This window comes from Nostoc sp. CCY 9925, from assembly GCF_963920935.1.
In the GTDB taxonomy this organism is placed as follows: domain Bacteria; phylum Cyanobacteriota; class Cyanobacteriia; order Cyanobacteriales; family Nostocaceae; genus Nostoc.
On sequence record NZ_CAWUDO010000046.1, the window covers coordinates 40,617 to 65,046 of the forward strand.

Sequence of the window (24,430 nt, forward strand, 5' to 3'; positions counted from 1 at the left end):
GGTACTAAAATGGTAATTAGCCAAAGCCAGTACTATATCTCCCCAGAAGAATATCTAGAAGGCGAGAAAGTAAGTGAAATTAAACACGAGTATATTGATGGGCAAGTCTATGCAATGGCCGGGGCGAGTGATGGTCATGTCACTGTAGTAGGAAACTTGTTTGTTTTGCTGCGAAACCATCTCCGGGGTGGTGGTTGCCGTGTCTACATATTAGATATGAAAGCACAAATTGATACGATAAATCGCTATTTCTATCCTGATGTAATGGTTACTTGTGATACACGAGATAAAGAATTTGAATATTTTAAATGCTATCCTTGCTTAGTGGTGGAAGTGCTTTCTGAGTCAACGGAAGGCTATGACAGAGGAAAGAAATTTGCTAGTTACAGACACTTACAATCACTAAAAGAATATGTGCTAATTTCACCAGATACAATGAGTGTGGAATGTTTCCGTCGTAATGAAGAAGGACATTGGGTACTTTACCCTTATGAGAAAGGAGAAGAAGTACATTTAGCTAGCGTTGATTTTCGTTGTGCGATCGCAGCAATATACGAAGATGTATCATTAGTAGAAGATAATACTTTCTAATCCAATATTTCTGGGTCAATTCCTAAATTAAAATACTTTGCGGATGTTCCTGAAGATTTTTCACGAATGTACCATCTGAATCTGGTAACTGCGTGTGGTCAGGTAAAGTTAATGCCGATAAGGAAGTCATAGGCTTTAACCTAGAGTTTATTTGAGTCTTATTGTAGATTATTGTAGATTGCTGTTTTAGTATTTTTGAAAGGGCGGGTAAAATCCCCACCCAACAATCATTAAACACGAGAAATCTATTTGACAGATGGCAGATGCCGCAGCAACCACCGCATAATCATCTTCAGCGATCGCATTTTTAGCAAAGCATCCCGAAAGTAAATCTTGTTAACTTTTCTCTACTGAAAAATTTGATTTTCAAGAAATGCTAGGATCGTCTGCTTTTTTGATTTCTTCCAAGATTTTTTGAACTTGATTAACTTTTTCATTTCTATTCTGTTCTTTGAAGATATTTAAAGCTTTTTCTAGATAAGATATTGCCTCATCTTGTTTACTTGTTTGCCACATTGCTAGAGCAAAATTAGTCATTGCTTCAGCATAATTAGGATTGATTTCTAAAGCTTTTTGATATTCAGTAATCGCTTCTTGCCAGCGATTTTCGCTAGCGTAGACCATACCGATCGCATTGTAAGCTAAAGCATATTTTGACTGGAGGCGAATGGCTTCACGGTAAGCGCTAATTGCTTCCTCTGATTTCTTTTGTCGAAAAAGTACGTTTCCTAGTTGGAAGTGTCCAAAGGCATCTTTAGGAAATTGTTTAATGAATTTGCGTAAGTTTTCTTCTGCACCTTTCATGTCTCCTTGATTGTACAAAGCATTGGCTTGTTGGAGAATCTGCGATCGCTCTGATGGCCCTTGGTCTGAAAATTGCGCTAGTTTATGCGTTTGTCTGTGGGGATACTTTTGAGGCGAATCTAAAGAAACCGCTAACATTGATGGTGAGAGACCAACGGCAGTGATGATACTCAGTGTCATGCAGCCAAAAGGTTGAACAAATGCTGATTTCAGTTTGTTGTTCAGTTTCATCGCCCTGAATGCCTCAATAGTGTTCTAATACTTATGATAAATTGCGGGTGCGTTACCGTGTAACGCCCCATGATTTATCTAAAATTGCTACGCGCCTTCGCGCAATTTATCTAACACGCTTCTATCTTCTAAGGTTGAAGTATCACCAGATACTTCTTGCCCCGCAGCCAGATTCCGCAATAATCGCCGCATAATCTTACCCGACCGCGTTTTCGGTAAAGCGTCGGTAAAGCGAATTTCTCCGGGACGGGCGATGGCACCGATTTCTTTGACAACGTGTTGCTTGAGTTCTTTACTTAATTCCTCACTTCCCTGATAAGTGCCTTCTAAAGTCACAAAAGCAACTACTTCTTCACCCTTGAGTTCATCCGGTTTACCCACTACCGCTGCTTCTGCAACTGCTGGATGAGATACTAAGGCTGATTCGACTTCCATTGTACCGAGTCGGTGTCCTGATACATTCAGTACGTCATCCACGCGACCCATTACCCAGAAGTAACCATCTTCATCTTGTCTTGCGCCATCACCAGCAAAATAAGTATAGTTACCATCTTTGGGGGGGATGTGTTCCCAATAAGTGCGGCGGAAGCGTTCCGGATCGCCATACACTGTCCGCATCATTCCCGGCCAAGGATGGCGGACTGCGAGATAACCGCCTTCGTTGTTGGGTACGGTGTTTCCTTCTAAATCCACGACATCTGCAATAATTCCAGGGAAGGGAAGAGTTGCGGAACCGGGTTTCGTAGGAATTGCCCCTGGTAGCGGTGTAATCATGATACCGCCAGTTTCGGTTTGCCACCAGGTATCCACAATTGGACAGCGGCTTCCACCAATAACTTTGTGATACCACATCCAAGCTTCGGGGTTAATGGGTTCGCCGACGGTTCCCAGCAATCGCAACGAAGACAAGTTTCGCGCGTTGGGATGTTGTTCGCCCATCTTTATGAATGCCCGAATTGCCGTAGGTGCTGTATAAAAAATATTAACGCCGTATTTTTCAATCACATCCCAGAAACAGCCGGGATTAGAAGCACGCGGCGCACCTTCATACATTACAGTTGTTGCGCCATTAGAAAGGGGGCCGTAGACAATATAACTGTGTCCAGTAATCCAACCTACATCTGCGGTACACCAATATACATCTGTATCTTGCAGGTCAAAGATCCACTTGGTGGTCATGTGGGTATACAAATTATAACCAGCAGTTGTATGCACCACCCCCTTCGGTTTGCCCGTACTGCCGGAAGTGTAGAGGACAAACAGCATATCTTCGCTGTCCATCGGTTCGGCGGGACAATCTGCTGATGCATCTTTTTGTAGATCGTGCCACCAATGGTCGCGTCCCCCCAACTGCATATAAGTTTCTTGTCCAGTGCGCTTGACAACCAGGACATTTTCAACGCTGGGAACAGCACCATCAGCTAAGGCTTTATCTACCTGTTCCTTCAAGGGAACGATCGCATCTTTGCGCCAGCCACCATCAGCAGTAATTACCAACTTGGCTTTGGCATCAATTAAGCGATCGCGTAAAGCTTCGGCACTAAAACCACCAAATACTACACTGTGGGGTGCGCCAATTCTCGCACAGGCTAACATGGCGATGGCAGCTTCCGGAATCATTGGCATATAAATACCAACGCGATCGCCTTTTTGTACGCCTAGTTGCTTTAAGACGTTGGCAAACTGGCAAACTTCCCGGTGTAGTTGGGCATAGGTGAGAGTACGCGAGTCTCCTGGTTCTCCTTCCCATATCAATGCAGCTTTATTTTTGCGCCAAGTAGTGAGGTGTCTGTCAAGACAGTTGTAAGAAATATTCATCTTACCGCCGACGAACCACTTAGCAAAAGGCGGTTGCCAATCTAGCACAGTATCCCATTTTTGGAACCATGATAATTCTGTTGTCGCCAAATCTGCCCAAAATTGCTGCGGATCGGCTTTAGCTTTGTCGTAGAGGCGCTGATAGTCTTCTAGACTTTTGATATGAGCGTTTTGTGAGAATTCCGAACTAGGATGGAAAAGGCGATTCTCTTGTAGGATTGATTCTATGGTTGGTTGAGACATAGTTGATGAGCGCGATCACTTATTGTTACTAAAAACTATTCTTAGCCCAGTTATGCTGTACTGTGTTTAGATTTTCGTTAAGCTGGGTGGAAATTGCTGAGTTATTACTCATTCCCCGCGTCCCCTTCATCTCCCCACTTCCCCACTCCCTACTCCCCTTTCCTAGAACTATGTTTCAGGGATTTCATCTAGTAGATGGAAAGTATCAAGAAATTCAAACCACCACTGATGGACGTTTATGGAGTCAACAGTTAGAACTTTACTTGGGAGTTTATGAAGGTAAATTAAGATTCTTTACTACTGAAAATCAATTGATACCATCATCTGAAGAACTAGCCCAACAAGCAGAACAAGAAATTGCTAGACTGCGTGAACTTTTGCGTACACAGGGCATTAACCCTGATAACATTTGATGAGATGAGCAAATTAACAGAGACACTTTACAGTTAAAATTAAATATAAATTTGTTGAAACAATAAACAGTGAACAGTCAGCTAAAGCGTATCAAGGGGAACCCAGAGGATGTTTAAAAAGTGGTAACTGATGTGTCAAAAACTTTTTATCTTCCTTCTTAAGGAGGACTTTGAGAAGTTCATTCCTCACTTTTTCAGCTAGGGAATATCGATACAACTCTACACTTGACAACTGTCCTCTTATACCCAAGGGACAAAACTGACTATTGGTAACTGAGTCACTGTGAAAAAAGCGTTAGTATCTGACAAGTAGGACATCGTTTGCAAGCAAAAGAGATTAAGCATAAACTAAAGTCCCTCATCGAGCAAGCTTCCTCGATAGATCCAAATTTAGCGAGAAGATTGAATGAAATCAACCGTTGGGTAAAGAATATCAAACCGGGTTCCCTGACGGCTAAACCTTTTGTCCTTGCTTTTCTCTTAGAAGTAATTACGGATTCGACAATTTGGCTGATAATAAAATCCTCACCTTCACCAGAAGAACAAAAAGCAAAATTTGAGCAAATGACACCCATTGAAAGATATTGGTATGGTTACCTTTTTCCCAAATGGATTAATGCAAATGATTCCAAGTTTTATATTTGGAAGCAAAAATTAATGGCAGGTGAGTTTAATCAGGGTGATGATGATATTATTAGAAATATAGCCCAAGATATTGTTCAGCGAGAAGGTAGTTTTTGGCAGCGTTATATAGCCGACCTATCAATGGCAACGGATTTAATTGTTAGTAGTCGTAATAATCAACCACTTTGCATTCAAGTTACCAGTGTCAGTGAAGAACTTAATCAACAAAAGTACCAAGCTTGGCAAAATACACTGCGATCGTGGGAAATAGAGAGAGGATTGTTCCTAAGTTACAATCCCAAAGATGCTAATTATGTGAACCAGTTAGTGAATGTGGCGCTGTATAACAGTGATTATCTTTCTGGTGGAAAATATTTAAAATTTTCCTGAACGTCTCCGGATTTTGATGTACAAGATTTGTATTCTAGCCTACATACTTACCTGCTCATTACAGCTTTTATGGCTCACAAAAGAGAAACTCACACCTGCAACAATGTAAATAACTTTGCCGAAGCTTTAGCAACAGCTAGACAAATGCAGCAGAACTGGTTAACTTACGGGGTTGATTTTATCAACTTTTATGTTGAAGATGTAAATGGAGACTGGTTAGAAACCTGGGGAAATGACGAAATCTTAGGTAATTCTCGATTAGATGCTATCAAAGAATTTTTGGTAAGTGATGATAATGTAGCTGTAAGAGTAAGACAGTATTTAGGAGAGCGATCGCTGTTTGATTTTGCAGTAACTTTAGAAGAATATTGGAGAAGTCCTGAGGTAGATAACAGGTTAATTGCTGTGAAAAATCTATTAGCTGGTGGTGAAAACATTATTGATACAGATGACATCAGCTTAGTAGATTTAGCAAATAGTCTGTTGGTAAAGTTGGCAGATATTTTGTGAAATTTGGAATCACAGCAACAGACGCGTTAACAATTCAAAATTCACGCATTAAAGACAATTTCAGACGAAGAGGAGTGCGGTCTTGGGGTCTCCCCAAGAGGAGCAACTCCGGGGGATTTAAACCCCGACTGAAACTGAGGCTACCTGTAGAGGTAGGGGTCTTAAACCCTTTTATTTACGATAAACCGCTTGTAGAGACGGCGATTTATCGCGTCTTTGTAATAACCGGGTTCATATCCCCCTCATCACCAATTTTGTGGAATCCAAACAGCTGCTTTGGGAATTAATTATAGACCTACTGTTAAAAAAGAGTTGAGAAAATCCACATCTTTAGTAATTAAAATTCTACTTTCTTTAATTGATACAGCATTAATCTCAATATCTGGTGTAGCATTCTCCCTCGGTAAATCTCTGGTGTGGATTGTATCGTAACCTGAAGCTTGAAGAAAACGAGCCAGACGAACTGGCAATTGAGCATCGACAAGAAATTTCATGAGGCAATTCGATGAATGCTTTTGACTTGGCTGAGTCGAGCGGCAAACAACAAGACAGCCAAAATATCTTCAGATTCTAAGTCGTCATAATCTGCCAATATTTCCTCAGCAGTCATACCAGAACTAAGCAGTTCTAAAATCAACTCAACTGGATAACGAAGTCCTCTAATACATGGTTTACCGTGGCAGATATCTGGATTATGAGTAATGCGTTTTAGTAGTGTGTTATCCATAAAAAATATTCATGAATTATTACTTTCTCGTGCTGAGGTGTATTTACAGCTTACAACCTGAATTTGAATAAACTGTTCAAGCTCAGTCGTTAAGGTAATATTTATAAATCTTTACCATATTTTGGTTGTTATCTTCTAATTTTAGATGCCAAATGACGGTGGTCCATTGACATGACATTGAGAAAAATATTAAAACTTTTGGTGTATTGACTTATACGCCAAATACCGCAGTAGTAGGGTCATCGCACCAATTGAACCCTCTTCAGAATCCACCACAACCACGTTAAGCTGGATCAAAGTGGCAATTTACTGCGCTCTTGAATAAAAAAATCTCTGTTCCTGTCAAATTTTAACTTTTTCCTGCTTGAGAAACTTGGAATGCTAGACCGAATTTTTGATTACCTCCACTTTCATTTCAGCGTTGAGGCCCCGATAGTCCTGCTGATCCTGATATTTTTAGAGGCGGTGCTATCTGCTGATAATGCGATCGCTCTCGCTGCCATCGCCCAAGGGCTAGAAGATAAAGAACTTGAGCGTAAAGCTTTAAACTTTGGTTTAGTCGTTGCCTACGTGCTGCGAATCACCCTAATTCTTACCGCTACTTGGGTGCAACAATTCTGGCAATTTGAATTATTGGGCGCTGCCTACTTGCTATGGCTGGTATTCCAACACTTTACCTCAGAAGAAGGCAAGGACGATCATCATCACGGGCCGCGTTTTAATTCACTATTGCAAGCCATCCCCGTGATTGCATTTACAGATTTGGCATTTTCATTGGATAGTGTCACAACTGCGATCGCTGTTTCTCAAGAAAAGTGGCTAGTGCTGACGGGTGCCACAATCGGTATTATTACGCTGCGATTCATGGCGGGATTGTTTATCCGTTGGTTAGACGAATATGAAAATCTAGAAGACGCAGGCTATATAACTGTAGCTTTCGTAGGGCTGCGACTGTTTTTAAAAGTAGTGAACGATAATTTAGTCCCACCAGAATGGGTAATGATTACAGCCATCTTCCTGATTTTAGGCTGGGGATTTTCTAAGCGTATTGGCGCCGAATTACCCCAAGTAGAACCGGAAAAGACTGAAGTACCCAAGTAAGAAGACGCCGGGACACAAGGAGAAGTCTGAGCGGCGGCTTCCGCCGATCAGAACTTCGGGGGACGCGGGGACGCGGAGAATTTTTTAAGAGTGTCACCCCATCTTTCACTCTCCGCATCTTCTTAATTTCCCCGCGTCCCCGCGTCCTCTTTGCGTCTCTACTCGTGCAACCAGGCTGTTAAATGCGGTTGCCAATTGACTAATTCTTCATCCTTAAACCACAGGGCTATTTCGCGTTGTGCGGTTTCTTGAGCATCGGAACCGTGGATGAGGTTACGACCAATATTAATGCCAAAATCGCCGCGAATTGTTCCTGGTTCGGCTGTTAACGGGTTCGTTGCACCAATGATTTTTCTCGCAGCTGCAACAACGCCATCCCCTTCCCAAACCATCGCTACCACGGGCGCAGAAGTGATAAATTCGACTAAGCCACCAAAAAACGGACGTTCCCGGTGGACATCATAGTGTTGTTCAGCTAGTTCCCGACTGACTTTCAGGAACTTCAAACCAACTAGGGTAAAACCTTTAGTTTCAAAGCGACGGATAATTTCACCCACTAATTTGCGCTGTACACCGTCAGGCTTAATTGCTAAGAATGTGCGTTCCAAAGCTATCTCCCAAAACTTAATAAAGTTTTTATCTAGTCAATTGTCCATTGTGCATTGTCGTTTGTCTAAGGGTTTTGCACTCATGAGTGATGAGTAACGACCAATGACAAATAACACATGACTCTTGACCAATCAGAGTTTATCTCAGAAATTAACCTTGGGTGCATATCGGTTCTGAAACGAATGCGCTAAATTGTTAATTCGTGGGTGAAACACAGAGGTTAGGAAGAAATGGGTGTTGAGTCAACTGCTACATCTGACGAGGTGGTAATACTACCGTCCAATGGACACAAATCTGAAGTGAAAAAAAATCAACAAAAAAAACTGTTACCACCGAGTACTACCACAGGAGATTTACCTCGCTCCTGGAAAATTGAGGATAGCGAAACATTATATCGCATCGAAGGTTGGGGACAACCTTATTTTTCCATTAATGCTGCTGGTCACGTTACCGTTGCCCCTAAAGGCGATCGCGGCGGTTCTCTAGATTTGTTTGAATTAGTCAATGCCTTGAAGCAGCGAAATTTGGGACTACCCTTGCTTATTCGCTTTTCCGATATTTTAGAAGACCGGATTGAGCGGTTGAATGCTTGTTTTGCCAAAGCGATCGCCCGTTACAACTACCCTGGCGTCTACCGTGGCGTGTTTCCTGTCAAGTGCAACCAAGAACGGCATTTGATTGAGGATTTAGTCAAATTTGGCAAGCCCCATCAATTTGGTTTAGAAGCCGGTTCCAAGCCAGAATTAATGATTGCTTTGGCTATCCTGGATACGCCAGGAGCATTGTTAGTTTGTAATGGCTACAAAGACCAGGAATACATTGAAACGGCAATGTTAGCCCAAAGACTAGGGCAAACACCAATCATCGTCTTAGAACAGATTGAAGAGGTGGATTTGGTGATTGCTGCCAATCGCCAGTTAGGTATTAAGCCGATTTTGGGCGTCCGGGCGAAGCTCAGTACCCAAGGTATGGGACGTTGGGGAACCTCCAGTGGCGATCGCGCTAAATTTGGTTTGACTATGCCTGAGGTGATCGAGGCAGTTGACAAATTACGGGATGCTAATCTGCTGGATTCTTTACAGTTGATGCACTTCCATATCGGCTCGCAAATCTCTGCCATTAATGTGATTAAAGATGCCATCCAAGAAGCCAGTCGCATCTATGTAGAATTGGCGATGCTGGGAGCAGACATGAAATACCTGGATGTCGGTGGCGGCTTGGGCGTAGATTACGACGGTTCGCAAACCAACTTCTACGCGTCGAAAAATTACAATATGCAGAACTATGCCAACGATATTGTGGCAGAGTTAAAAGATACCTGCGCCGAACGGCAAATTCCCGTACCAACATTGATTAGTGAAAGTGGACGAGCGATCGCTTCCCATCAGTCGGTGCTGATTTTTGACGTTCTCAGTACCAGTGATGTCCCCCTTGATTCACCAGAACCACCACAAGAGGGAGAATCCCCAATCATTAACTATCTTTGGGAAAGCTACCAATCCATCAACAAAGAAAATTATCAAGAGCTGTACCACGACGCGGCACAATTCAAAGAAGAAGCCATCAGTCGCTTCAACTTGGGAATTTTACGCCTCAGAGAACGAGCTAAAGCAGAACGGCTCTACTGGGCTTGTTGTCAAAAGATTTTGGACATTACTAGGCAGCAAGAATACGTACCCGATGAACTGGAAGACCTTGAAAAAATCATGGCTTCCATCTACTATGTCAATATGTCTGTGTTTCAATCAGCACCAGATTGTTGGGCGATCGACCAGTTATTTCCCATCATGCCAATCCACCGCTTGGATGAAGAACCAACGCGGCGGGGAATTTTAGCAGACCTCACCTGCGACAGTGATGGTAAGATAGATCGCTTTATTGACTTGCGCGATGTCAAATCGGTTTTAGAACTCCATCCCTACAAAGCAGGAGAACCATATTACTTGGGTATGTTCCTCAATGGAGCTTATCAGGAAATCATGGGTAACTTACACAACTTATTTGGCGATACCAACGCCGTTCACATTCAATTAACGCCCAAAGGCTACCAAATCGAACACGTAGTCAAAGGCGACACCATGAGTGAAGTGGTGAGCTATGTTCAATATGACTCCGAAGATATGGTGGAAAACATCCGCCAGCGTTGCGAGAAAGCTTTAGAGGAAAAGCGCATTACTCTAGCAGAATCTCAGCGACTCCTACAAACCTACGAACAGAGTCTCAGAAGATACACTTATTTAAATAGTTAGGAATGGGGCATGAAGCAGAGGAGGCAGGGGGCAGGGGAGCAGGTGAGACAAGAGCACAAGGAGATAACTTACAACAAGTCTTTTCGCTTGTCCCTCTATTCTCTTCCTTCCCCGTGTCCTCTTCCAATGCCCAATGCCCCAATCCCTAATTCGCGCTTGTCCCTAGCAATTCCTCTATTGCTTGTCGCTCAACAGGAGTATGGGATGGTACTGTCTGACGAGCATCAGTAATTAGCCAGTCTAAAGCTGCGGCTTGAACATCTATTGCAGCCCCAGTTTTATCGACGCAATAACGTCCAAACACCAGCTTATCCACTAAGCGGACTCCCGGGCCGAGGCGCGACCATTCAAAAATCACACTATTTTCTACTGTTGCGCCACTACATATCCAACAATTAGGGCCAATCATTGCTGGACCGACAATTTTAGCTCCGTCTTCTATTCTTGTCATTCCACCAATGTAAACTGGGCCTGTGATATCTACTTTGTCCCAGTTGACGGCAACATTTAAGCCAGTGTAGATACCAGGGGCGACTTCATGGCCAGGAATTTGCACATTTTTGATTTCACCCAACAGTACGCCGCGAATTGCCCGCCAATAGTCTGGTACTTTACCAATATCTACCCATTCAAAGTCCATAGGGATGGCGTAAAAAGGAGCTTTGATTTCCACTAGCTTGGGGAATAATTGGCTACCAATGTCGTATTCGACGCCAGAGGGAATATAGTTAAATACTTCTGGCTCAAATATATAAATGCCAGTGTTGATATTGGTGCTGAGGGCTTCTTCAGTTGAAGGTTTTTCTTGGAAAGCTTTGACGCGACCCTCTTCGTCGGTAACAACCACACCGTAGCTAGAAACTTCTTCTTCGGGGACAGTCTTCGTAATAATAGTAGCGATCGATCCTTTAGCTCTATGCCATTTAACTGCGGCAGTTAAATCCAGGTCAATCAAAGCATCACCGCACAAAACGACGAAAGTATCATCAAAAAATGGTGAAAAATCTTGAATGCGCCGCATTCCTCCAGCTGAACCAATGGCTTCACCTACCAGTTTACCGTCGTCATCTATTTTCCCTTCAAAAGAATAGGCAATTTGTACGCCAAACCGCTGACCGTCACGGAAATAGTTTTCTATTTCCTCAGCTAAATGACTAACGTTGACCAGAATCTGGTCGAATCCGTGTTGGCGTAACAGTTCCAGCAAAAACTCCATCACTGGCTTTTGCAGAATGGGCATCATTGGTTTGGGCATAGTGTACGTAATTGGACGCACGCGAGTACCCTTGCCAGCTGCGAGAATCATCGCTTTCATAAAAGTTTATTCCTCAACCACAAGCCAGTTTACTTTCATTGAGTGATACTTAATCATCAGTTTTATTTCTGCTGTAAGTTATCCCTCCAAACAGGGATAACAGTAATTTAGTGGTTATTGCAACCATAGGTACACTTAGATGACAAGCGATCGCTTATCTTTTCAATTTACTCGGATTTTGAAGCTGAAGCAAAAATCTGTCAATTATCTGTAGAGCTAGTTTTGGCTTGCTTGGTTCATTGGTTGCTCACAGACTGTGGAATTGTTAGCTGAATCTGTGAGTAAGCGAACTTTAATCTCATCGTAAAATTCCTCTTGAGATAGCTCTACTTTGGATTGAGCCGAGAGTAGTAATAACGCCCAAAAAACGCTAACTAGATGACTGTGTTCAGACTGGTGTCCAGACCCATTTTGAGATGGTTGCCTGGTCTGAGTCCACAACTGCACAAGTTGTTCTAAATTCAACCAATTTTCTTCTAAACATAGCTCTTTTGCCGATAATTTCAACACCTGCTCTAGTTCTCCAGCCACTTCTGTCAGATTTTCCTGGTGAGCCAACTCCAGAGCCTGCCGCATACTTTGGATGCTAGGCTGACGCCTGGGACGTATAGGTTTGCTGGTTTTCTCTACGAGTTTGAGCTGGTTCGCCATAATTTGTAATTGCTCGATTAACTCTTGCAGAGTTACCCGGCGTTTTGGCGGTGGCATTGCTGCTGGACGACGACGCAATTGCCGCTCTAATGGTAAACGAGGACTATGATGTAATGCACCATCTTCATCTAGCAATAGAGCATCATCTAGTACACCATCTTGTATATCTTCTACTGTTGACAACTGCATTAAGGTATTTGCTTTGAACAATACCAGCATTGATGCTGATAAAAAGGCTTGTCCAGATTGAGACAAGTCTGTTTCATAGCCTTTTCCTATTGCCTGCGATCCCATCAGTTCTAAATAATGGTCAATCACCTCAATCACTTGCACATCCCAAGGGTCAATTTCCCCCTGCTGGGCTTGATGAATCAGGAGTGTAATTGTTTCTAATAGCTCGGAAGCTTCCATCAGCAGGTACTAAGTTAATTAAATGGGGCATGGGGCATGGGGCATTGGGAGTATGGGAGATGAGGAAGATGGGGAGACAAGGAAATAGGGAGAAAAGTTGCAATAAATCTTTCCTCCGAAGTTCTGAGCGCCAGCTTCCGCCGCTCAGGCTTCTCTGCTTGTCCCCAATTGATCTTGTCCCCTTGTTCTCTTCTCATCCCCAATGCCCAATGCCCAATGCCCCATGCCCTATGCAAAATGATTAAAAACGCCACCAAGTTCTTTGAGCATAACTAATAATCCCGATCGCGATCGCCCCCAGTAACAGTAGCCAAATAATTCCACCCGGAATAAAGGTCAGAATCCCAAAGCCTCTGAGTATCCAAACCGCTAGGCTAATACCAAGAAGGATACCCAAAATCTGGATTAATCTACGATTTAAAGATGATTGACTCACTTAGTTTTCCTCTCAACTCAACAGATATTAGATTTTAGTATTGACATTCAGGTATTAAGATACGGTGAAGTTGCAGTTTCAACAGAAATAACACGTAAAAATTAGCAGACGTTAAATACTAAAAGTCGGCAAAGGTGGACGAAAGTTACTACTGGCAAAACTTCTAGAATTATTCTTGGTGCTTGATATTAGTTGGTGCTTGTGCCATTTTAGCTGTTAAAAACTTGATTTTTTATTTATGAGTATTGCTTTGATAAATTTTTACTTAAGTGTTGATTGTGTTAATTGTGTTCAGAAATACAGTTTTCCCAGTAAAGTGACTGAAATAATTATCAAAAAATGAGTGTTTCCGGAAAGAACAAGTACTAAACTGGAACTAAAATTGAGTGGGTTAGAGTTGAATCAAGTTTTGAGGGCTTGTAGTGTCAATATTTTTAGGTGGATGAGTTGAGGAGTCACTGAAATCATTATGTCTGCGTCTCATATTTTAAACTCAATTATTGCAGGTTCAGATATGGCTTGGAGTCAAGACAAGCAAAGCTTACTAGTACAGGGTGAAATTTTAGTAGAAACCCGATCGCACAAGGCGTGGGGTGGTGCCGTTACAGCTTGGATGTATTTGCCGATGGTGCGATCGCAAGTCTGGCAGCAATTAACCGATTACCCCCGCTGGGTCCAGTATTTTCCTGACATTACCAAAAGCGAAGTAATACATCGAGGTGAAGCCAAGCGCCTGTACCAAGCAGCACAAAAAGCCTTTCTGTTTTTCACTGCTCAAGTAGAAATTTACCTCAATGTTGTAGAAGTACTTGGGCAACAAATCCAATTTCGCATGGAAAAAGGAACTTTTGAGGATTTTAATGCTCATCTAGAACTCAAAGATTGTGGCAATGGCACTTTGCTCGCTTATACTGTGCAAGCTACGCCTAATATCCCAATTCCATCAATTTTCATTCAACAAGCAATGAACTTTGAATTGCCAGCAAATATGCGGAAAATGCGACAAGTGATTTGTAAAGGTCAGTAAGCAAATGTACAGCCAAATTGCACATTTTTTCGTTATTACTTTGTAAACACTAAAAATATTTCGCAAAAAAACGCAAAGAAGCTCTAGCTGAACTTTGCGTTTTTGCTATGAACACTCTTTGAAAATCCAAAATCGTATCAGCTTGTAAACACCTCAACCGATAAGCGACTAAAGGAAAGACGCTCATTTTGGACATCGACAAAGATGGTGTCTCCGTCGTTAAATTCCCCACGCAGAATGGCCTTGGCAATTTGCGTCTCTAACTCCCGCTGAATCGCCCGTTTCAGTGGACGTGCCCCAAATACTGGGTCGTATCCCACTTCTGCTAAAAAGTCAAGAGCGGCATCGGAGAGTTTGAGATAAATCTTGCGATCGCCCAGCCTTTGCCGCAATCTTTCCACCTGCAATTGCACAATTTGGCGTAATTCCTGCTTATTTAAACCGTGGAAGATGATGATTTCGTCAATCCGATTGAGAAATTCTGGACGGAAGCTATTTCGCATCGCCTCCATCACCCGACGGCGCATTTCGTCGTAGTGTGCGTTATCGCCGGCAACATCGAGAATATACTGAGAACCGATGTTGCTGGTCATGATGATAATAGCGTTCTTGAAGTCCACAGTATGACCTTGGGCATCAGTAACACGACCATCATCGAGAATTTGCAGGAAGATATTGAATACATCGGGGTGTGCTTTCTCGATCTCGTCGAACAGAATTACTGCGTAAGGACGACGACGAATCGCTTCAGTTAGTTGTCCGCCTTCTTCGTAGCCTACATATCCTGGAGGCGCACCGATAAGCCTTGAGACGGCGTGTTTCTCCATATATTCCGACATATCGATTCGCACTAGTGCATCTTCAGTGTCGAACATATAAGCCGCCAAAGCTTTTGCTAATTCGGTTTTACCGACACCCGTCGGTCCGAGGAAAACAAAGCTAGCGATGGGACGATTCGGATCGGCTAATCCAGCACGCGATCGTTGAATTGCGTCGGCTACGGCTGTGACTGCTTCTTGTTGTCCAACCACGCGATGGTGCAATTCATCTTCTAAATGCAGCAGTTTTTCTTTCTCTGATTCCACCAACTTGCTAATGGGAATTCCTGTCCATTTAGAAATAATTTCGGCAATATCAGCTTCGGTTACTTCCTCGCGTAACAGCGATTTACCAGTTCTTTGGGCATTTGCTAATTCGCTTTCTGCTGCTTCTAATTTGCGATGCAAATCTGTTAATTTACCGTATTTCAATTCCGCAGCCCGGTTGAGGTCGTAATCGCGTTCTGCTTGCTGAATTTCCAAATTCACCCGTTCAATTTCTTTTTTAACGGACTGAATTTTGTTAATGATATCTTTTTCAGATTGCCATTGAGCATTCAGAGTACTTTGTTCTTCTTTGAGGTCAGCAATTTCTTTTTCTAGTCTTTCGAGACGTTCGCGAGAAGCTGCATCACTTTCTTTTTGAAGTGATAACTTCTCCATTTCCAATTGCAGAATCTTGCGGTCAATTTCGTCCAGTTCTTCTGGTTTGGAGGTAATCTCCATTTTTAACCTAGCGGCGGCTTCATCTACTAAGTCAATGGCTTTATCTGGTAAGAAGCGATCGCTAATATAACGACTCGATAATATCGCCGCTGCAACTAAAGCACTATCGGAAATCTTCACCCCGTGGTGGTTTTCATAACGTTCTCTCAAGCCGCGCAAAATGGAAATACTATCTTCGACACTCGGCTGATCGACATAAACCTGTTGGAAACGTCTTTCCAGCGCCGCATCTTTTTCGATATATTTGCGATATTCATCCAAAGTTGTCGCCCCAATACAGCGCAATTCACCCCGCGCCAACATTGGTTTTAACAAGTTACCAGCGTCCATGGCCCCTTGGGTGGCACCAGCACCGACAACAGTGTGAATTTCATCAATAAATAAAACAATATTGCCGCCAGATTCGGTAACTTCTTTTAATACTGCTTTTAAACGTTCTTCAAATTCACCCCGGAATTTGGCCCCGGCAATTAAAGCACCCATATCCAAAGCAATTAACTTGCGGTCTTTGAGGGATTGGGGGACATCACCAGCAACAATACGCTGTGCTAATCCTTCAGCGATCGCAGTTTTACCAACACCCGGTTCACCAATTAACACAGGGTTATTCTTTGTGCGACGAGAGAGAATTTGCACAGTCCGACGAATTTCATCATCCCGCCCAATCACTGGATCGAGTTGACCTTTCCGGGCTGCTTCTGTAAGGTCACGCCCATATTTTTCCAGTGCGTCATATTTGCCTTCTGGATTTTGGTCGGTCACTTTTTGGCTCCCACGAATTTGTTTAATAATATTTTTTAGTTTGCTTTCATTTAAAGCGAATTCTTGAAATAAAGCTTTGCCAAAGCGGTCATCCTTAGCATAAGCCAGCAACAAATGTTCAATTGAAATATATTCGTCTTTAAATTCCTGGCGATATCCGTCTGCACGGTCTAGAAGTGTATCTAAACTACGCCCTAAGTAGACGGAAGTGCTGTTACCAGAGACTTTCGGCTGACGTTGGATAAATTGCTCGGTGCGATCGCGTAGTTTTTGCAAGTTTACACTGGCTTTCGTCAAGACACTGCTGGCTAGACCATCTTGTTCTAGCAGTGCTTTCATCAAATGTTCGCTTTCAATCTGCTGTTGTTGGTATTGTTTAACAATATCCGGTGTATGGGCGATCGCTTCCCAGGCTTTTTCCGTAAATTGGTTAGGATCAGTAGGTTGCATAAGCTATTCGATAAACCACTTTAGGGGAACAAGGCACACAGAGTAATATTCTCTGATAAAGACATTGTAAAAAGAGGTAGGCCCCTAGCTGGATCGGTCTTCACGTCTTTGTAGAGTAGTAGTATTACCGCCCTTGGTGATTTTTGGCCCTCTGTTACCTGAGGGGATGAGAACATGGGGCATTGCGAGTGTGGGGAGATGAGGAAATGGAGGTGTGGGAGGAGAGGAAGGTTAAGAAGCTTTTTTCTAATCTCCCCACACTCCCCCATCTTCCCATCTTCCTTGCCTCCAAAGAAACCTTCCCTGTCCCCAGACAGAGTTACCATAATTCCAGGTCGCCTAGTGGATGCTGAAAATGATTGACCCCTACGACTTTGAGGATGATGACTTTGACTTTGACGATGAGGATTTATTTCAAATAAAACCCATCAGCAAAATGACTGAAGGAGAAAAACTACAGCGATTTAAGCGTTTCTTCGACAGCAGCAGCCGTGCTATGTTACAAGACTGTCTATTTCGGATCGTCAATTACGAAGATGGTTTCGGTACTTTGGAGATTCTTTGCCCTAATGATGTTGTAAGGCAACGTCTTTCTAAGAAAAAGCGCAAAATTACTAACAATATCAACACTTGTTGGAGTCATATCAGATGGTTTTCCCTATGTGTACAGCAAGATAATGAGTTGGATTGTCAAAAGTTTACCCGCAATGGTGATTTGGTAACGCGTTAAGTAGAGGGAGTGGGGAGATGCAAAGATGGGGAGTGTGGGAGGAAAGAGAATTTATGCTTCCCCCTCTTCCCTATGCCCAATCACTAATGACTAATGACTAATGACTAAAAAACAAAAATTTCCTTACTTACTCGGTTCTAAGTGGACAGCACAACAAAAAGTGGACGGATGGAGACACTTCCAAGTTGTCAATCGTAAAAATCAGGGTAAGTGGGTTTACGCTGAAATGGTGGCTGCCTGCGATCCCAAAGTTCGTTTTTGGATGAATGCCAAATTATTACAAGATAACTCCCAGTGGCAAGCTGGCTGGCAAACATTACAGGAAATCGAGGAACTAGAAGATGATGTGTCTTGATTGCCTGAAATAGATAAACTGAAATAAATCTCAAGTAATATATGTCTTTAGACTACTTGACATTTTAACTAGCGTTTTAACCTGACATTAATAATGCAATTTAGGCGATCGCTCAGCAGATTTCAAGTTGGTGAAGTACAAAAATTAAGTCTGGTAACCAGGAATAAAGCCTGCTTTAATTCTGACTACTGAATTCACTAATTGTGCTGTAAATTTCACCCTAAAGTTTCTGGATCGACACCAAAAGCTTTTAAGCTTTCCGCCAAGATTTTTGCTCGTTGTTCTGCTTCCAGACGCCGCTGTTCTTCAAAAACTGCTCGTTCTTCCAGTTCCCGAATGCGTTCTTCTGGTGTCAACAATCTCTGTCCTTCCTCGTCATACCAATACAACCACTCCCGCGCTATACCTTGATAAATTCCTCGTTCTCGCCCAATTCCTAAACCAATTTCTGGTAGCCAAACAGGTCTTTCTGACATTAAACCTGACATTAAAATATATTCCCCATCAACTAAGCGATACACTTCCAAAGGCGACTTTTTCCGCCGCAGTGGATTGTATACAACGTAGTATAAAATTCCTAATTCTTTGGCATAAAATTGTTGCTTGGTGCTGTATTCTCCTCGATGGATTTGGGAAACAACTTCTAGTACCAAAATTGGCAACTTTTTTTCTTCCCACAATACATAACTCAGGCGTAAGTCTAATCCTTGGGAGAAGGCTTTGCCTACATCAATGAAACGTTGGACTCCTAAGCTGAGAAACCCATCGGGGACAATAGCTGGTTTGTCCGGGTGATAATAAATACCCATATTAACGCCAAAGAACCAATCCCAGCGATCGCACCAAGCTAAAGCCAATATCGTTTTCAGCAAGCCAGGAATTGAATTTTGTAGTTCATTATCCACAGCAGTATCATCTGAGTCTGGTAGTTCTTCGGAAGACGGCAAACAATGGAGCAGATTGTAGTTTAACATGAGCTATTTTGCTACATCTGATTTTAAATTGTAGAAAATCTCTTGATGTGCGATCGCATGGTAGCAATCAAAAAGTATTTTAGGCGATCGCTTTGTGTCTTTTTTCTCAGTATTTAAATCTCAATACAAGTGTAAATTTTTTTAAATACGTAAATCTTCGGTACTGACTACCAGAGTGTCTAATTGACAATAGCAAGAAAGGGCAAAATACTTTTCAACGACTCAAAAAATGTGGTGCAGTTGGAACTTAGTTAATTTTAGCCCTATTCTTCACTCGTACCTTAGTATTAGATATGCCACCACAGTTGCATTCACGAGTTTTAATTAAACATTTTTTAACGATTTTTTTGCCATTATCAACGTTAGTTGGAGGAGTTTTAGGGACTATCTATTACCAAGAGGTGCAAACCCAAAAAGTTGTATTAAAAACGAATGAACTCCGCAAGGTAGATTTACAAACAAAAATCATCAGCACAGACTTTCACTCGGTTGTCTCAGATTTAATAGTTATCTCTAGACAAAACGAGCTAGAGGGAATCTTAGAAAAAGTGAAGGGAGAACAACAAAAACTCGCTCAAGAATTTTTATTAATTTCTCGATATAAAAAACTTTACGACCAAATTCGCTTTTTGGATGAATCAGGCAAGGAAGTTGTTAGAGTCAACTTCAATCGGGGAGAACCACAGATTGTTCCAGAAGAAAAACTGCAAGTTCAAGCCAAGCGCTACTGGTTTAATGACACTTTACAGCTAAATCAAGGACAAGTATTTGTCTCTCCCCTTGACCTTAACATCGAACGAGGTCAGGTTGAACAACCCCTTAAGCCAATGATTCGCTTTGGCACTCCCGTTTTCGATCGCCGCGGACAAAAACGAGGCATTGTGGTGTTAAATTATTTCGGTGCCAAACTGTTGGATAATTTTAATCAAGCCTTGGTTAACGCTTCTAGCCAGGGAATGCTGCTGAATGCTGACGGCTACTGGTTAAAAGCACCAAAGCCTAAGGATGAATGGGGATTTATGTTTCCCGAACGCCAAAACCGCACTTTTGGTAAAGCTTTTCCCCAAGCATGGCAACAGATTTCTCAAACGGAATCGGGACAATTCCAAACCTCTGAAGGAATGTTCACCTTTACAACGGTCTACCCTCTGGTGGAAGGGCAAAAATCCAGTACTGGAGCCGGAAAAGCTTTTGCACCAAGCAACAATCAAATTGACATTAAATCTTATTACTGGAAGATTGTCTCACGGGTATCCCCACAAACGTTGACGACCAAATCAAACCAATTTTTGAATAAATTACTACTACTATATGCTGGGTTAGTAGGACTAATTGGCATTGGTTCTTGGCTACTGGCGAGAGCTCGTGTCAATCGCCAGATGTCCCAAATAGAGTTAAGACAGTCTGAAGCTCAGTTGCGAGAACTGGTTGAGCGAGAAAAAATTCTGAAAACTCGTTTATCTAGTCAAATTCGTAACTCGCTGGATGTAAATACAATTTTGAGTACAGTAGTCGGTGAAGTTCGGGAACTGCTCGAGATTGACCGATGCCAGTTTTTTTGGTGTCATACACAAGATGAATCTACAACATTTCAACTGAGTCAGGAAGCCTGTGCTCCCGATTTGCCAGAATCCTTGAAAGACTGTCATATCCAAAAGCTGGAAGTGCTGAATCAGACTGTTCTGAGAAATAATTTGCTGCGTTTGGATGATATTGCCACAGATTCCGGGCTTGATGGCAAAAACGCGGATTTACTCATGACTTTAGGCTTGAAATCTCTATTGGCAGTATCAGTTTACACCCAGTCTAGCTGCTTGGGTGTAATTGTCTGCGAACATACTAGAGCGCTGCGTTCCTGGACCGACTATGAAGTGGAACTGATTCGAGGTTTGGCTGACCAGTTAGCGATCGCCATTGACCAGGCACAATTGTATAATCAAAGCCGTGATGCTACTGCTGCTGCCACTGCCCAGGCAGAACAACTCAACCAAGCTTTGCACAATCTCAAACAAACCCAAGCCCAACTAATTCAGACCGAAAAAATGTCGAGTTTAGGTCAATTAGTGGCTGGCGTAGCTCATGAAATTAATAACCCGGTTAACTTCATTTACGGCAACCTGACCCATGTAAATGAATATACGCTTGGCTTATTGGAACTAGTCAAACTCTATCAAAAGTCTAATACTAATCCTACAAATGAAGTACAAGCTCAGATAGAAGCGATCGAGCTTGATTTTATAGTTGAGGATTTACCTAAAATCTTAGCTTCCATGAAAATCGGAGCTAATCGCATTCGCGAAATAGTTCTATCTTTGCGGAATTTTTCTCGACTTGACGAAGCCGATATGAAGCCTGTCAACATTCATGAAGGCATTGATAACACACTGCTGATTTTACAAAATCGCCTCAAACAAACCTCTGGAAATCCCGGTATTCAAATAGTCAAAGAGTATGGTGATATTCCTTTAGTAGAATGCTACGCCGGACAACTCAATCAGGTGTTTATGAATCTAATTACTAATGCCATTGATGCCCTAGATAGTTATAACAATCAGCGAACTCCTGAGGACATAGAGGCTAATCCTAGCCAAATTCTAATTCGTACTAATTTACGCAACTCGGATCGGATAACTATACAAATTGCAGATAATGGCTCTGGGATAACGCCAGCAGTTAAGCAACGATTATTTAACCCTTTCTTTACTACAAAACCCGCAGGTAAAGGCACGGGATTAGGATTAGCAATTAGCGCTCAAATTGTCACAGAAAAACACAATGGAGCTATTTGGTGTGTTTCAGAACCAGGACAAGGAGCAGAATTTTGGGTTGAGATTCCAATTTGGCAAAGTTGTAAACTACCTACTACCAATGCTGTAATTATATCCTGAGGTAGGCGGAGGCAATACTACTCGCTTTGTGCATTTTTAACTCGGAATTGGGTTTAAGGAAAAGGTTAAAGGTTTTCTCTTTCCCCCTTTTCACTGAATCGACAAGTATTAGAGGTGGAGGGGCAAAGGAGCAAAGGAACAGAGGGGAATAATTAATAACCGATGCCTAATAGACCTCTTGCAAAAGTCCCTAACACCCCAATACTTGTCGGTTCAGGGGAAAAGGGAAAGAAAAAACCTTTAACCCTTACCCTTTAACCTTTTCCCCAAACCAAATTCTGAGTTCAAAATGCACAAAGCGAGTAGTATTGCCTAACACCCCACCCCCAACCCCTCCCCGCCTGCGGGGAGGGGAGACAAAGCATAGCTTTGGCGGGGTGGGGTTCTTATTTTTGATTTATGCAAGAGGTCTAATGAATAATGAGTAATGATTAATAACCAAAAAAGGGCAGGTACAAAACCCACCCCAAAAACAATATTAATTGAAATTAGCGATCGCTATCTAATTTGCAATTTCCGGCGCACTCAAAGAAACCTTGGGTGCTTCTGGTTTTTGTTGTGCTAATGTAGGCACTGAATTACGCAATCTTGCTGTCAATTGTACAGTTGTGGAGTCGTACATTTGAGTGAGCAATTTTGGATAGAAACCAATACCAATAATTGGCACTAACAAACAGGCAATGATAAATACTTCACGGGGTTCAGCATCTATCAAAGCTTGGTGAGAAACTAATTCTTCGTTTTCTTGACCGTAGAAAATTTCTCGCAACATCGACAGCAGGTAAATCGGAGTTAAAATCACCCCAACTGCCATCAAGAAAACTACAATAACTTTGAAGGTAGAGCTATAAGCATCGCTAGTAGCAAAGCCCACAAATACCATTAATTCTGCTACGAAACCGCTCATTCCTGGCAAAGCCAAAGATGCCATTGAACAGGCGGTGAACATGGCGAAAATTTTCTGCATTCTCTTACCGACACCGCCCATTTCATCCAACATTAGGGTGTGTGTCCGGTCATAAGTTGCACCTACGAGAAAGAACAAACTCGCCCCAATTAACCCGTGAGAAACCATTTGCAATACTGCTCCACTTAATCCCAAATCGGTAAAGGAAGCAATCCCAATGGTGACAAAGCCCATGTGAGAAATCGAAGAGTAGGCAATTTTTCGCTTCAGGTTGCGCTGGGCAAAGGATGTCAGGGCAGCGTAGATGATGTTAACTACCCCCAAAACTATCAACACTGGCGCAAAATAAGCGTGGGCGTCAGGCAGCATTTGGGCGTTCATCCGAATTAGAGCGTAACCGCCCATTTTCAGGAGAATACCTGCTAATAGCATGTGTACAGGGGCTGTAGCTTCACCGTGGGCATCAGGTAGCCAGGTGTGCAAGGGAATAATCGGCAACTTGACGGCGTAGGCAATTAGGAAGCCAGCGTAAAGTACAAGTTGGAAATTCAGGGCGAAATCTTTGAGGGCGAGCGATCGCATGTCGAACGTCACCGTATCGCCGTAAAATCCCATTGTCAGGGCAGACAGCAAAATAAACAGCGAACCGCCAGCGGTGTATAAAATAAATTTAGTCGCTGCGTATTGTCGCCTTTTGCCTCCCCAAATCGACAGCAGAAAGTATATCGGCACGAGTTCCAGTTCCCACACCAGGAAAAATAGCAGCATATCCTGGACGGCGAACACGGCAATCTGACCGCCATACATCGCCAGAATCAAGAAGTAAAATAGCTTGGGCTTGAAGGTTACAGGCCAAGCCGCTAAAATCGCCAGCGTGGTAATGAATCCAGTCAAAATAATCAGAGGCATGGACAAGCCATCTGCCCCTACCGACCAATTCAAATCGAGCTGTGGTACCCAGGGGTAACTCTCCACCAACTGCAAATCTGGATTGGAGAAATCGTACCCAGTATAAAAAGCGTAAACAATCAGTGCAAAATCTATCAGCCCGACAATCAGGGAGTACCAGCGCACTGTTTTGCCGTCTTTATCTGGGATGATGGGAATCAGTAGTGACGCCGCTATCGGAAACAGAATAATCGTCGTCAGCCAGGGGAAAGTAGCTGTATTCATCGCAATTTGTCTGCTATCAAAATCATGTTTGGCAAAAAGTCACTAGTTATTAACTAACAGCTTTTTGGGGATTTGCTCTTCCTCGTTAGGTTGATTTAATTAAATTAGCAATCCCCGATTTTTTCTCTTGGGAGTCTATTTTGACACTTGGGAGTGCGGAATGTGGATTAGGATACCCCCAGTCAAGTCAAAAATTGACCCTCAACAAAGCCGCTAAACTAGAATTCTAGCGACGGGACAGCGTAGCCCAACCCAGGCGATCGCTAAAAATACATCATGCTGTTTGCTGGTTGTCTAAAAAAGCGATTTGGTGCAAAAAGCATGAGAGGAGAAACAACCCTATGATAATGGCACAAATTGAAAATCAGATTCGTTATCTTACAAACGCAGATGGACAAACAACAGATGTACTCGTCCCCGTGGAACTTTGGCAACAGCTTAGCCCTCTTGTGTCACTTTCCGGGTATTCTGAATAAAAGGACTAAAAGAAAAAACTC

Annotated in this window: 21 protein-coding genes and 1 pseudogene; 10 read left to right on the forward strand and 12 right to left on the reverse strand. The window is 42.6% G+C overall.

What is annotated here, in order from left to right:
* The first annotated feature begins 9 nt into the window (after positions 1–9).
* A complete protein-coding gene (locus tag ACM0OY_RS22080; protein ID WP_414570981.1) occupies positions 10–591 on the forward strand; it encodes a Uma2 family endonuclease in 582 nt (193 codons plus the stop codon).
* 25 nt (positions 592–616) lie between these two features.
* On the opposite strand, the pseudogene ACM0OY_RS22085 reads toward ACM0OY_RS22080, so the two are convergent.
* The 3 genes and pseudogenes from ACM0OY_RS22085 to acs form a co-directional block, all read right to left on the reverse strand.
* Positions 617–721: pseudogene (locus ACM0OY_RS22085) on the reverse strand (Uma2 family endonuclease); the annotation flags it as partial.
* Between the two features lie 236 nt (positions 722–957).
* On the reverse strand, positions 958–1,626 hold the full coding sequence (locus ACM0OY_RS22090; protein WP_414570982.1) for a tetratricopeptide repeat protein: 669 nt from the start codon (positions 1,624–1,626) through the stop codon (positions 958–960).
* Positions 1,627–1,713: 87 nt separating this feature from the next.
* Positions 1,714–3,687 (reverse strand): acetate--CoA ligase, encoded by a 1,974-nt coding sequence (gene acs / locus ACM0OY_RS22095; protein WP_414570983.1) that lies wholly within the window; start codon positions 3,685–3,687, stop codon positions 1,714–1,716.
* 62 nt (positions 3,688–3,749) lie between these two features.
* Here acs and ACM0OY_RS22100 point away from each other — a divergent pair, with 62 nt between their 5' ends.
* The 3 genes from ACM0OY_RS22100 (at position 3,750) to ACM0OY_RS22110 (ending at position 5,624) form a co-directional block, all read left to right on the forward strand.
* Positions 3,750–4,100 carry a hypothetical protein gene (locus tag ACM0OY_RS22100; RefSeq protein WP_414570984.1) on the forward strand — a complete coding sequence of 117 codons (351 nt, stop codon included), beginning with the start codon at positions 3,750–3,752 and terminating at the stop codon, positions 4,098–4,100.
* Between the two features lie 321 nt (positions 4,101–4,421).
* Entirely contained in the window at positions 4,422–5,114 is a 693-nt protein-coding gene (locus tag ACM0OY_RS22105) for a hypothetical protein (RefSeq protein WP_414570985.1), read from the forward strand.
* A 69-nt stretch (positions 5,115–5,183) separates the two neighbouring features.
* Positions 5,184–5,624 (forward strand): hypothetical protein, encoded by a 441-nt coding sequence (locus ACM0OY_RS22110; RefSeq protein ID WP_414570986.1) that lies wholly within the window; start codon positions 5,184–5,186, stop codon positions 5,622–5,624.
* Positions 5,625–5,911: 287 nt separating this feature from the next.
* Here the strand turns inward: ACM0OY_RS22110 and ACM0OY_RS22115 are convergent, their stop codons facing one another.
* Both ACM0OY_RS22115 and ACM0OY_RS22120 read right to left on the reverse strand, forming a co-directional pair.
* Entirely contained in the window at positions 5,912–6,118 is a 207-nt protein-coding gene (locus tag ACM0OY_RS22115; protein WP_414570987.1) for a DUF5615 family PIN-like protein, read from the reverse strand.
* A complete protein-coding gene (locus ACM0OY_RS22120) occupies positions 6,115–6,351 on the reverse strand; it encodes a DUF433 domain-containing protein (RefSeq protein WP_414570988.1) in 237 nt (78 codons plus the stop codon). The genes ACM0OY_RS22115 and ACM0OY_RS22120 overlap by 4 nt, the downstream gene beginning before the upstream one ends.
* A gap of 378 nt (positions 6,352–6,729) precedes the next feature.
* Here ACM0OY_RS22120 and ACM0OY_RS22125 point away from each other — a divergent pair, with 378 nt between their 5' ends.
* A complete protein-coding gene (locus tag ACM0OY_RS22125; RefSeq protein ID WP_414570989.1) occupies positions 6,730–7,452 on the forward strand; it encodes a TerC family protein in 723 nt (240 codons plus the stop codon).
* Between the two features lie 158 nt (positions 7,453–7,610).
* Here ACM0OY_RS22125 and ndk read toward each other — a convergent pair whose 3' ends face one another.
* Positions 7,611–8,060, reverse strand: coding sequence for a nucleoside-diphosphate kinase (ndk, locus tag ACM0OY_RS22130; RefSeq protein ID WP_414570990.1), 450 nt, complete (start codon positions 8,058–8,060; stop codon positions 7,611–7,613).
* Between the two features lie 231 nt (positions 8,061–8,291).
* On the opposite strand from ndk, the gene speA reads away from it, so the two are divergent.
* Complete coding sequence (speA, locus tag ACM0OY_RS22135; protein WP_414570991.1) at positions 8,292–10,310, forward strand: biosynthetic arginine decarboxylase; 2,019 nt, start codon at positions 8,292–8,294, stop codon at positions 10,308–10,310.
* 145 nt (positions 10,311–10,455) lie between these two features.
* On the opposite strand, the gene ACM0OY_RS22140 is transcribed toward speA, so the two are convergent.
* The 3 genes from ACM0OY_RS22140 to ACM0OY_RS22150 all read right to left on the reverse strand — a co-directional run bounded on the left by ACM0OY_RS22140 (position 10,456) and on the right by ACM0OY_RS22150 (position 13,123).
* On the reverse strand, positions 10,456–11,625 hold the full coding sequence (locus tag ACM0OY_RS22140; protein ID WP_414570992.1) for a sugar phosphate nucleotidyltransferase: 1,170 nt from the start codon (positions 11,623–11,625) through the stop codon (positions 10,456–10,458).
* Between the two features lie 216 nt (positions 11,626–11,841).
* Positions 11,842–12,687, reverse strand: coding sequence for a segregation/condensation protein A (locus tag ACM0OY_RS22145; RefSeq protein WP_414570993.1), 846 nt, complete (start codon positions 12,685–12,687; stop codon positions 11,842–11,844).
* Between the two features lie 241 nt (positions 12,688–12,928).
* Positions 12,929–13,123, reverse strand: coding sequence for a hypothetical protein (locus ACM0OY_RS22150; protein ID WP_414570994.1), 195 nt, complete (start codon positions 13,121–13,123; stop codon positions 12,929–12,931).
* 469 nt (positions 13,124–13,592) lie between these two features.
* On the opposite strand from ACM0OY_RS22150, the gene ACM0OY_RS22155 reads away from it, so the two are divergent.
* Positions 13,593–14,150 (forward strand): SRPBCC family protein, encoded by a 558-nt coding sequence (locus tag ACM0OY_RS22155; RefSeq protein ID WP_414570995.1) that lies wholly within the window; start codon positions 13,593–13,595, stop codon positions 14,148–14,150.
* 137 nt (positions 14,151–14,287) lie between these two features.
* Here ACM0OY_RS22155 and clpB read toward each other — a convergent pair whose 3' ends face one another.
* Positions 14,288–16,906, reverse strand: coding sequence for an ATP-dependent chaperone ClpB (clpB, locus tag ACM0OY_RS22160; RefSeq protein ID WP_414570996.1), 2,619 nt, complete (start codon positions 16,904–16,906; stop codon positions 14,288–14,290).
* A gap of 355 nt (positions 16,907–17,261) precedes the next feature.
* Between clpB and ACM0OY_RS22165 the strand changes: the two genes are divergently transcribed.
* Together ACM0OY_RS22165 and ACM0OY_RS22170 are read left to right on the forward strand one after the other, a co-directional pair.
* On the forward strand, positions 17,262–17,636 hold the full coding sequence (locus ACM0OY_RS22165) for a hypothetical protein (protein WP_414570997.1): 375 nt from the start codon (positions 17,262–17,264) through the stop codon (positions 17,634–17,636).
* 100 nt (positions 17,637–17,736) lie between these two features.
* Positions 17,737–17,991 carry a TIGR02450 family Trp-rich protein gene (locus tag ACM0OY_RS22170; RefSeq protein WP_414570998.1) on the forward strand — a complete coding sequence of 85 codons (255 nt, stop codon included), beginning with the start codon at positions 17,737–17,739 and terminating at the stop codon, positions 17,989–17,991.
* Between the two features lie 215 nt (positions 17,992–18,206).
* Here ACM0OY_RS22170 and ACM0OY_RS22175 read toward each other — a convergent pair whose 3' ends face one another.
* Positions 18,207–18,965 carry a Uma2 family endonuclease gene (locus ACM0OY_RS22175; RefSeq protein ID WP_414570999.1) on the reverse strand — a complete coding sequence of 253 codons (759 nt, stop codon included), beginning with the start codon at positions 18,963–18,965 and terminating at the stop codon, positions 18,207–18,209.
* 293 nt (positions 18,966–19,258) lie between these two features.
* Between ACM0OY_RS22175 and ACM0OY_RS22180 the strand changes: the two genes are divergently transcribed.
* Positions 19,259–21,853, forward strand: coding sequence for an ATP-binding protein (locus ACM0OY_RS22180; protein WP_414571000.1), 2,595 nt, complete (start codon positions 19,259–19,261; stop codon positions 21,851–21,853).
* Positions 21,854–22,355: 502 nt separating this feature from the next.
* Here ACM0OY_RS22180 and ndhD1 read toward each other — a convergent pair.
* Positions 22,356–23,933, reverse strand: coding sequence for a photosynthetic/respiratory NAD(P)H-quinone oxidoreductase subunit D1 (ndhD1, locus tag ACM0OY_RS22185; protein WP_414571001.1), 1,578 nt, complete (start codon positions 23,931–23,933; stop codon positions 22,356–22,358).
* Between the last annotated feature and the right edge of the window lie 497 nt (positions 23,934–24,430).

Excerpts from the sequence above, each read along its gene's own strand:
- ACM0OY_RS22080 (WP_414570981.1), top strand. The coding sequence starts at position 10 with ATGGTAATTAGCCAAAGCCAGTACTATATCTCCCCAGAAGAATATCTA.
- ACM0OY_RS22090 (WP_414570982.1), bottom strand. The coding sequence starts at position 1,626 with ATGAAACTGAACAACAAACTGAAATCAGCATTTGTTCAACCTTTTGGC.
- acs (WP_414570983.1), bottom strand. The coding sequence starts at position 3,687 with ATGTCTCAACCAACCATAGAATCAATCCTACAAGAGAATCGCCTTTTC.
- ACM0OY_RS22110 (WP_414570986.1), top strand. The coding sequence starts at position 5,184 with ATGGCTCACAAAAGAGAAACTCACACCTGCAACAATGTAAATAACTTT.
- ACM0OY_RS22115 (WP_414570987.1), bottom strand. The coding sequence starts at position 6,118 with ATGAAATTTCTTGTCGATGCTCAATTGCCAGTTCGTCTGGCTCGTTTT.
- ACM0OY_RS22120 (WP_414570988.1), bottom strand. The coding sequence starts at position 6,351 with ATGGATAACACACTACTAAAACGCATTACTCATAATCCAGATATCTGC.
- ACM0OY_RS22125 (WP_414570989.1), top strand. The coding sequence starts at position 6,730 with ATGCTAGACCGAATTTTTGATTACCTCCACTTTCATTTCAGCGTTGAG.
- speA (WP_414570991.1), top strand. The coding sequence starts at position 8,292 with ATGGGTGTTGAGTCAACTGCTACATCTGACGAGGTGGTAATACTACCG.
- ACM0OY_RS22140 (WP_414570992.1), bottom strand. The coding sequence starts at position 11,625 with ATGAAAGCGATGATTCTCGCAGCTGGCAAGGGTACTCGCGTGCGTCCA.
- ACM0OY_RS22145 (WP_414570993.1), bottom strand. The coding sequence starts at position 12,687 with ATGGAAGCTTCCGAGCTATTAGAAACAATTACACTCCTGATTCATCAA.
- ACM0OY_RS22155 (WP_414570995.1), top strand. The coding sequence starts at position 13,593 with ATGTCTGCGTCTCATATTTTAAACTCAATTATTGCAGGTTCAGATATG.
- clpB (WP_414570996.1), bottom strand. The coding sequence starts at position 16,906 with ATGCAACCTACTGATCCTAACCAATTTACGGAAAAAGCCTGGGAAGCG.
- ACM0OY_RS22165 (WP_414570997.1), top strand. The coding sequence starts at position 17,262 with ATGATTGACCCCTACGACTTTGAGGATGATGACTTTGACTTTGACGAT.
- ACM0OY_RS22170 (WP_414570998.1), top strand. The coding sequence starts at position 17,737 with ATGACTAAAAAACAAAAATTTCCTTACTTACTCGGTTCTAAGTGGACA.
- ACM0OY_RS22175 (WP_414570999.1), bottom strand. The coding sequence starts at position 18,965 with ATGTTAAACTACAATCTGCTCCATTGTTTGCCGTCTTCCGAAGAACTA.
- ACM0OY_RS22180 (WP_414571000.1), top strand. The coding sequence starts at position 19,259 with ATGCCACCACAGTTGCATTCACGAGTTTTAATTAAACATTTTTTAACG.
- ndhD1 (WP_414571001.1), bottom strand. The coding sequence starts at position 23,933 with ATGAATACAGCTACTTTCCCCTGGCTGACGACGATTATTCTGTTTCCG.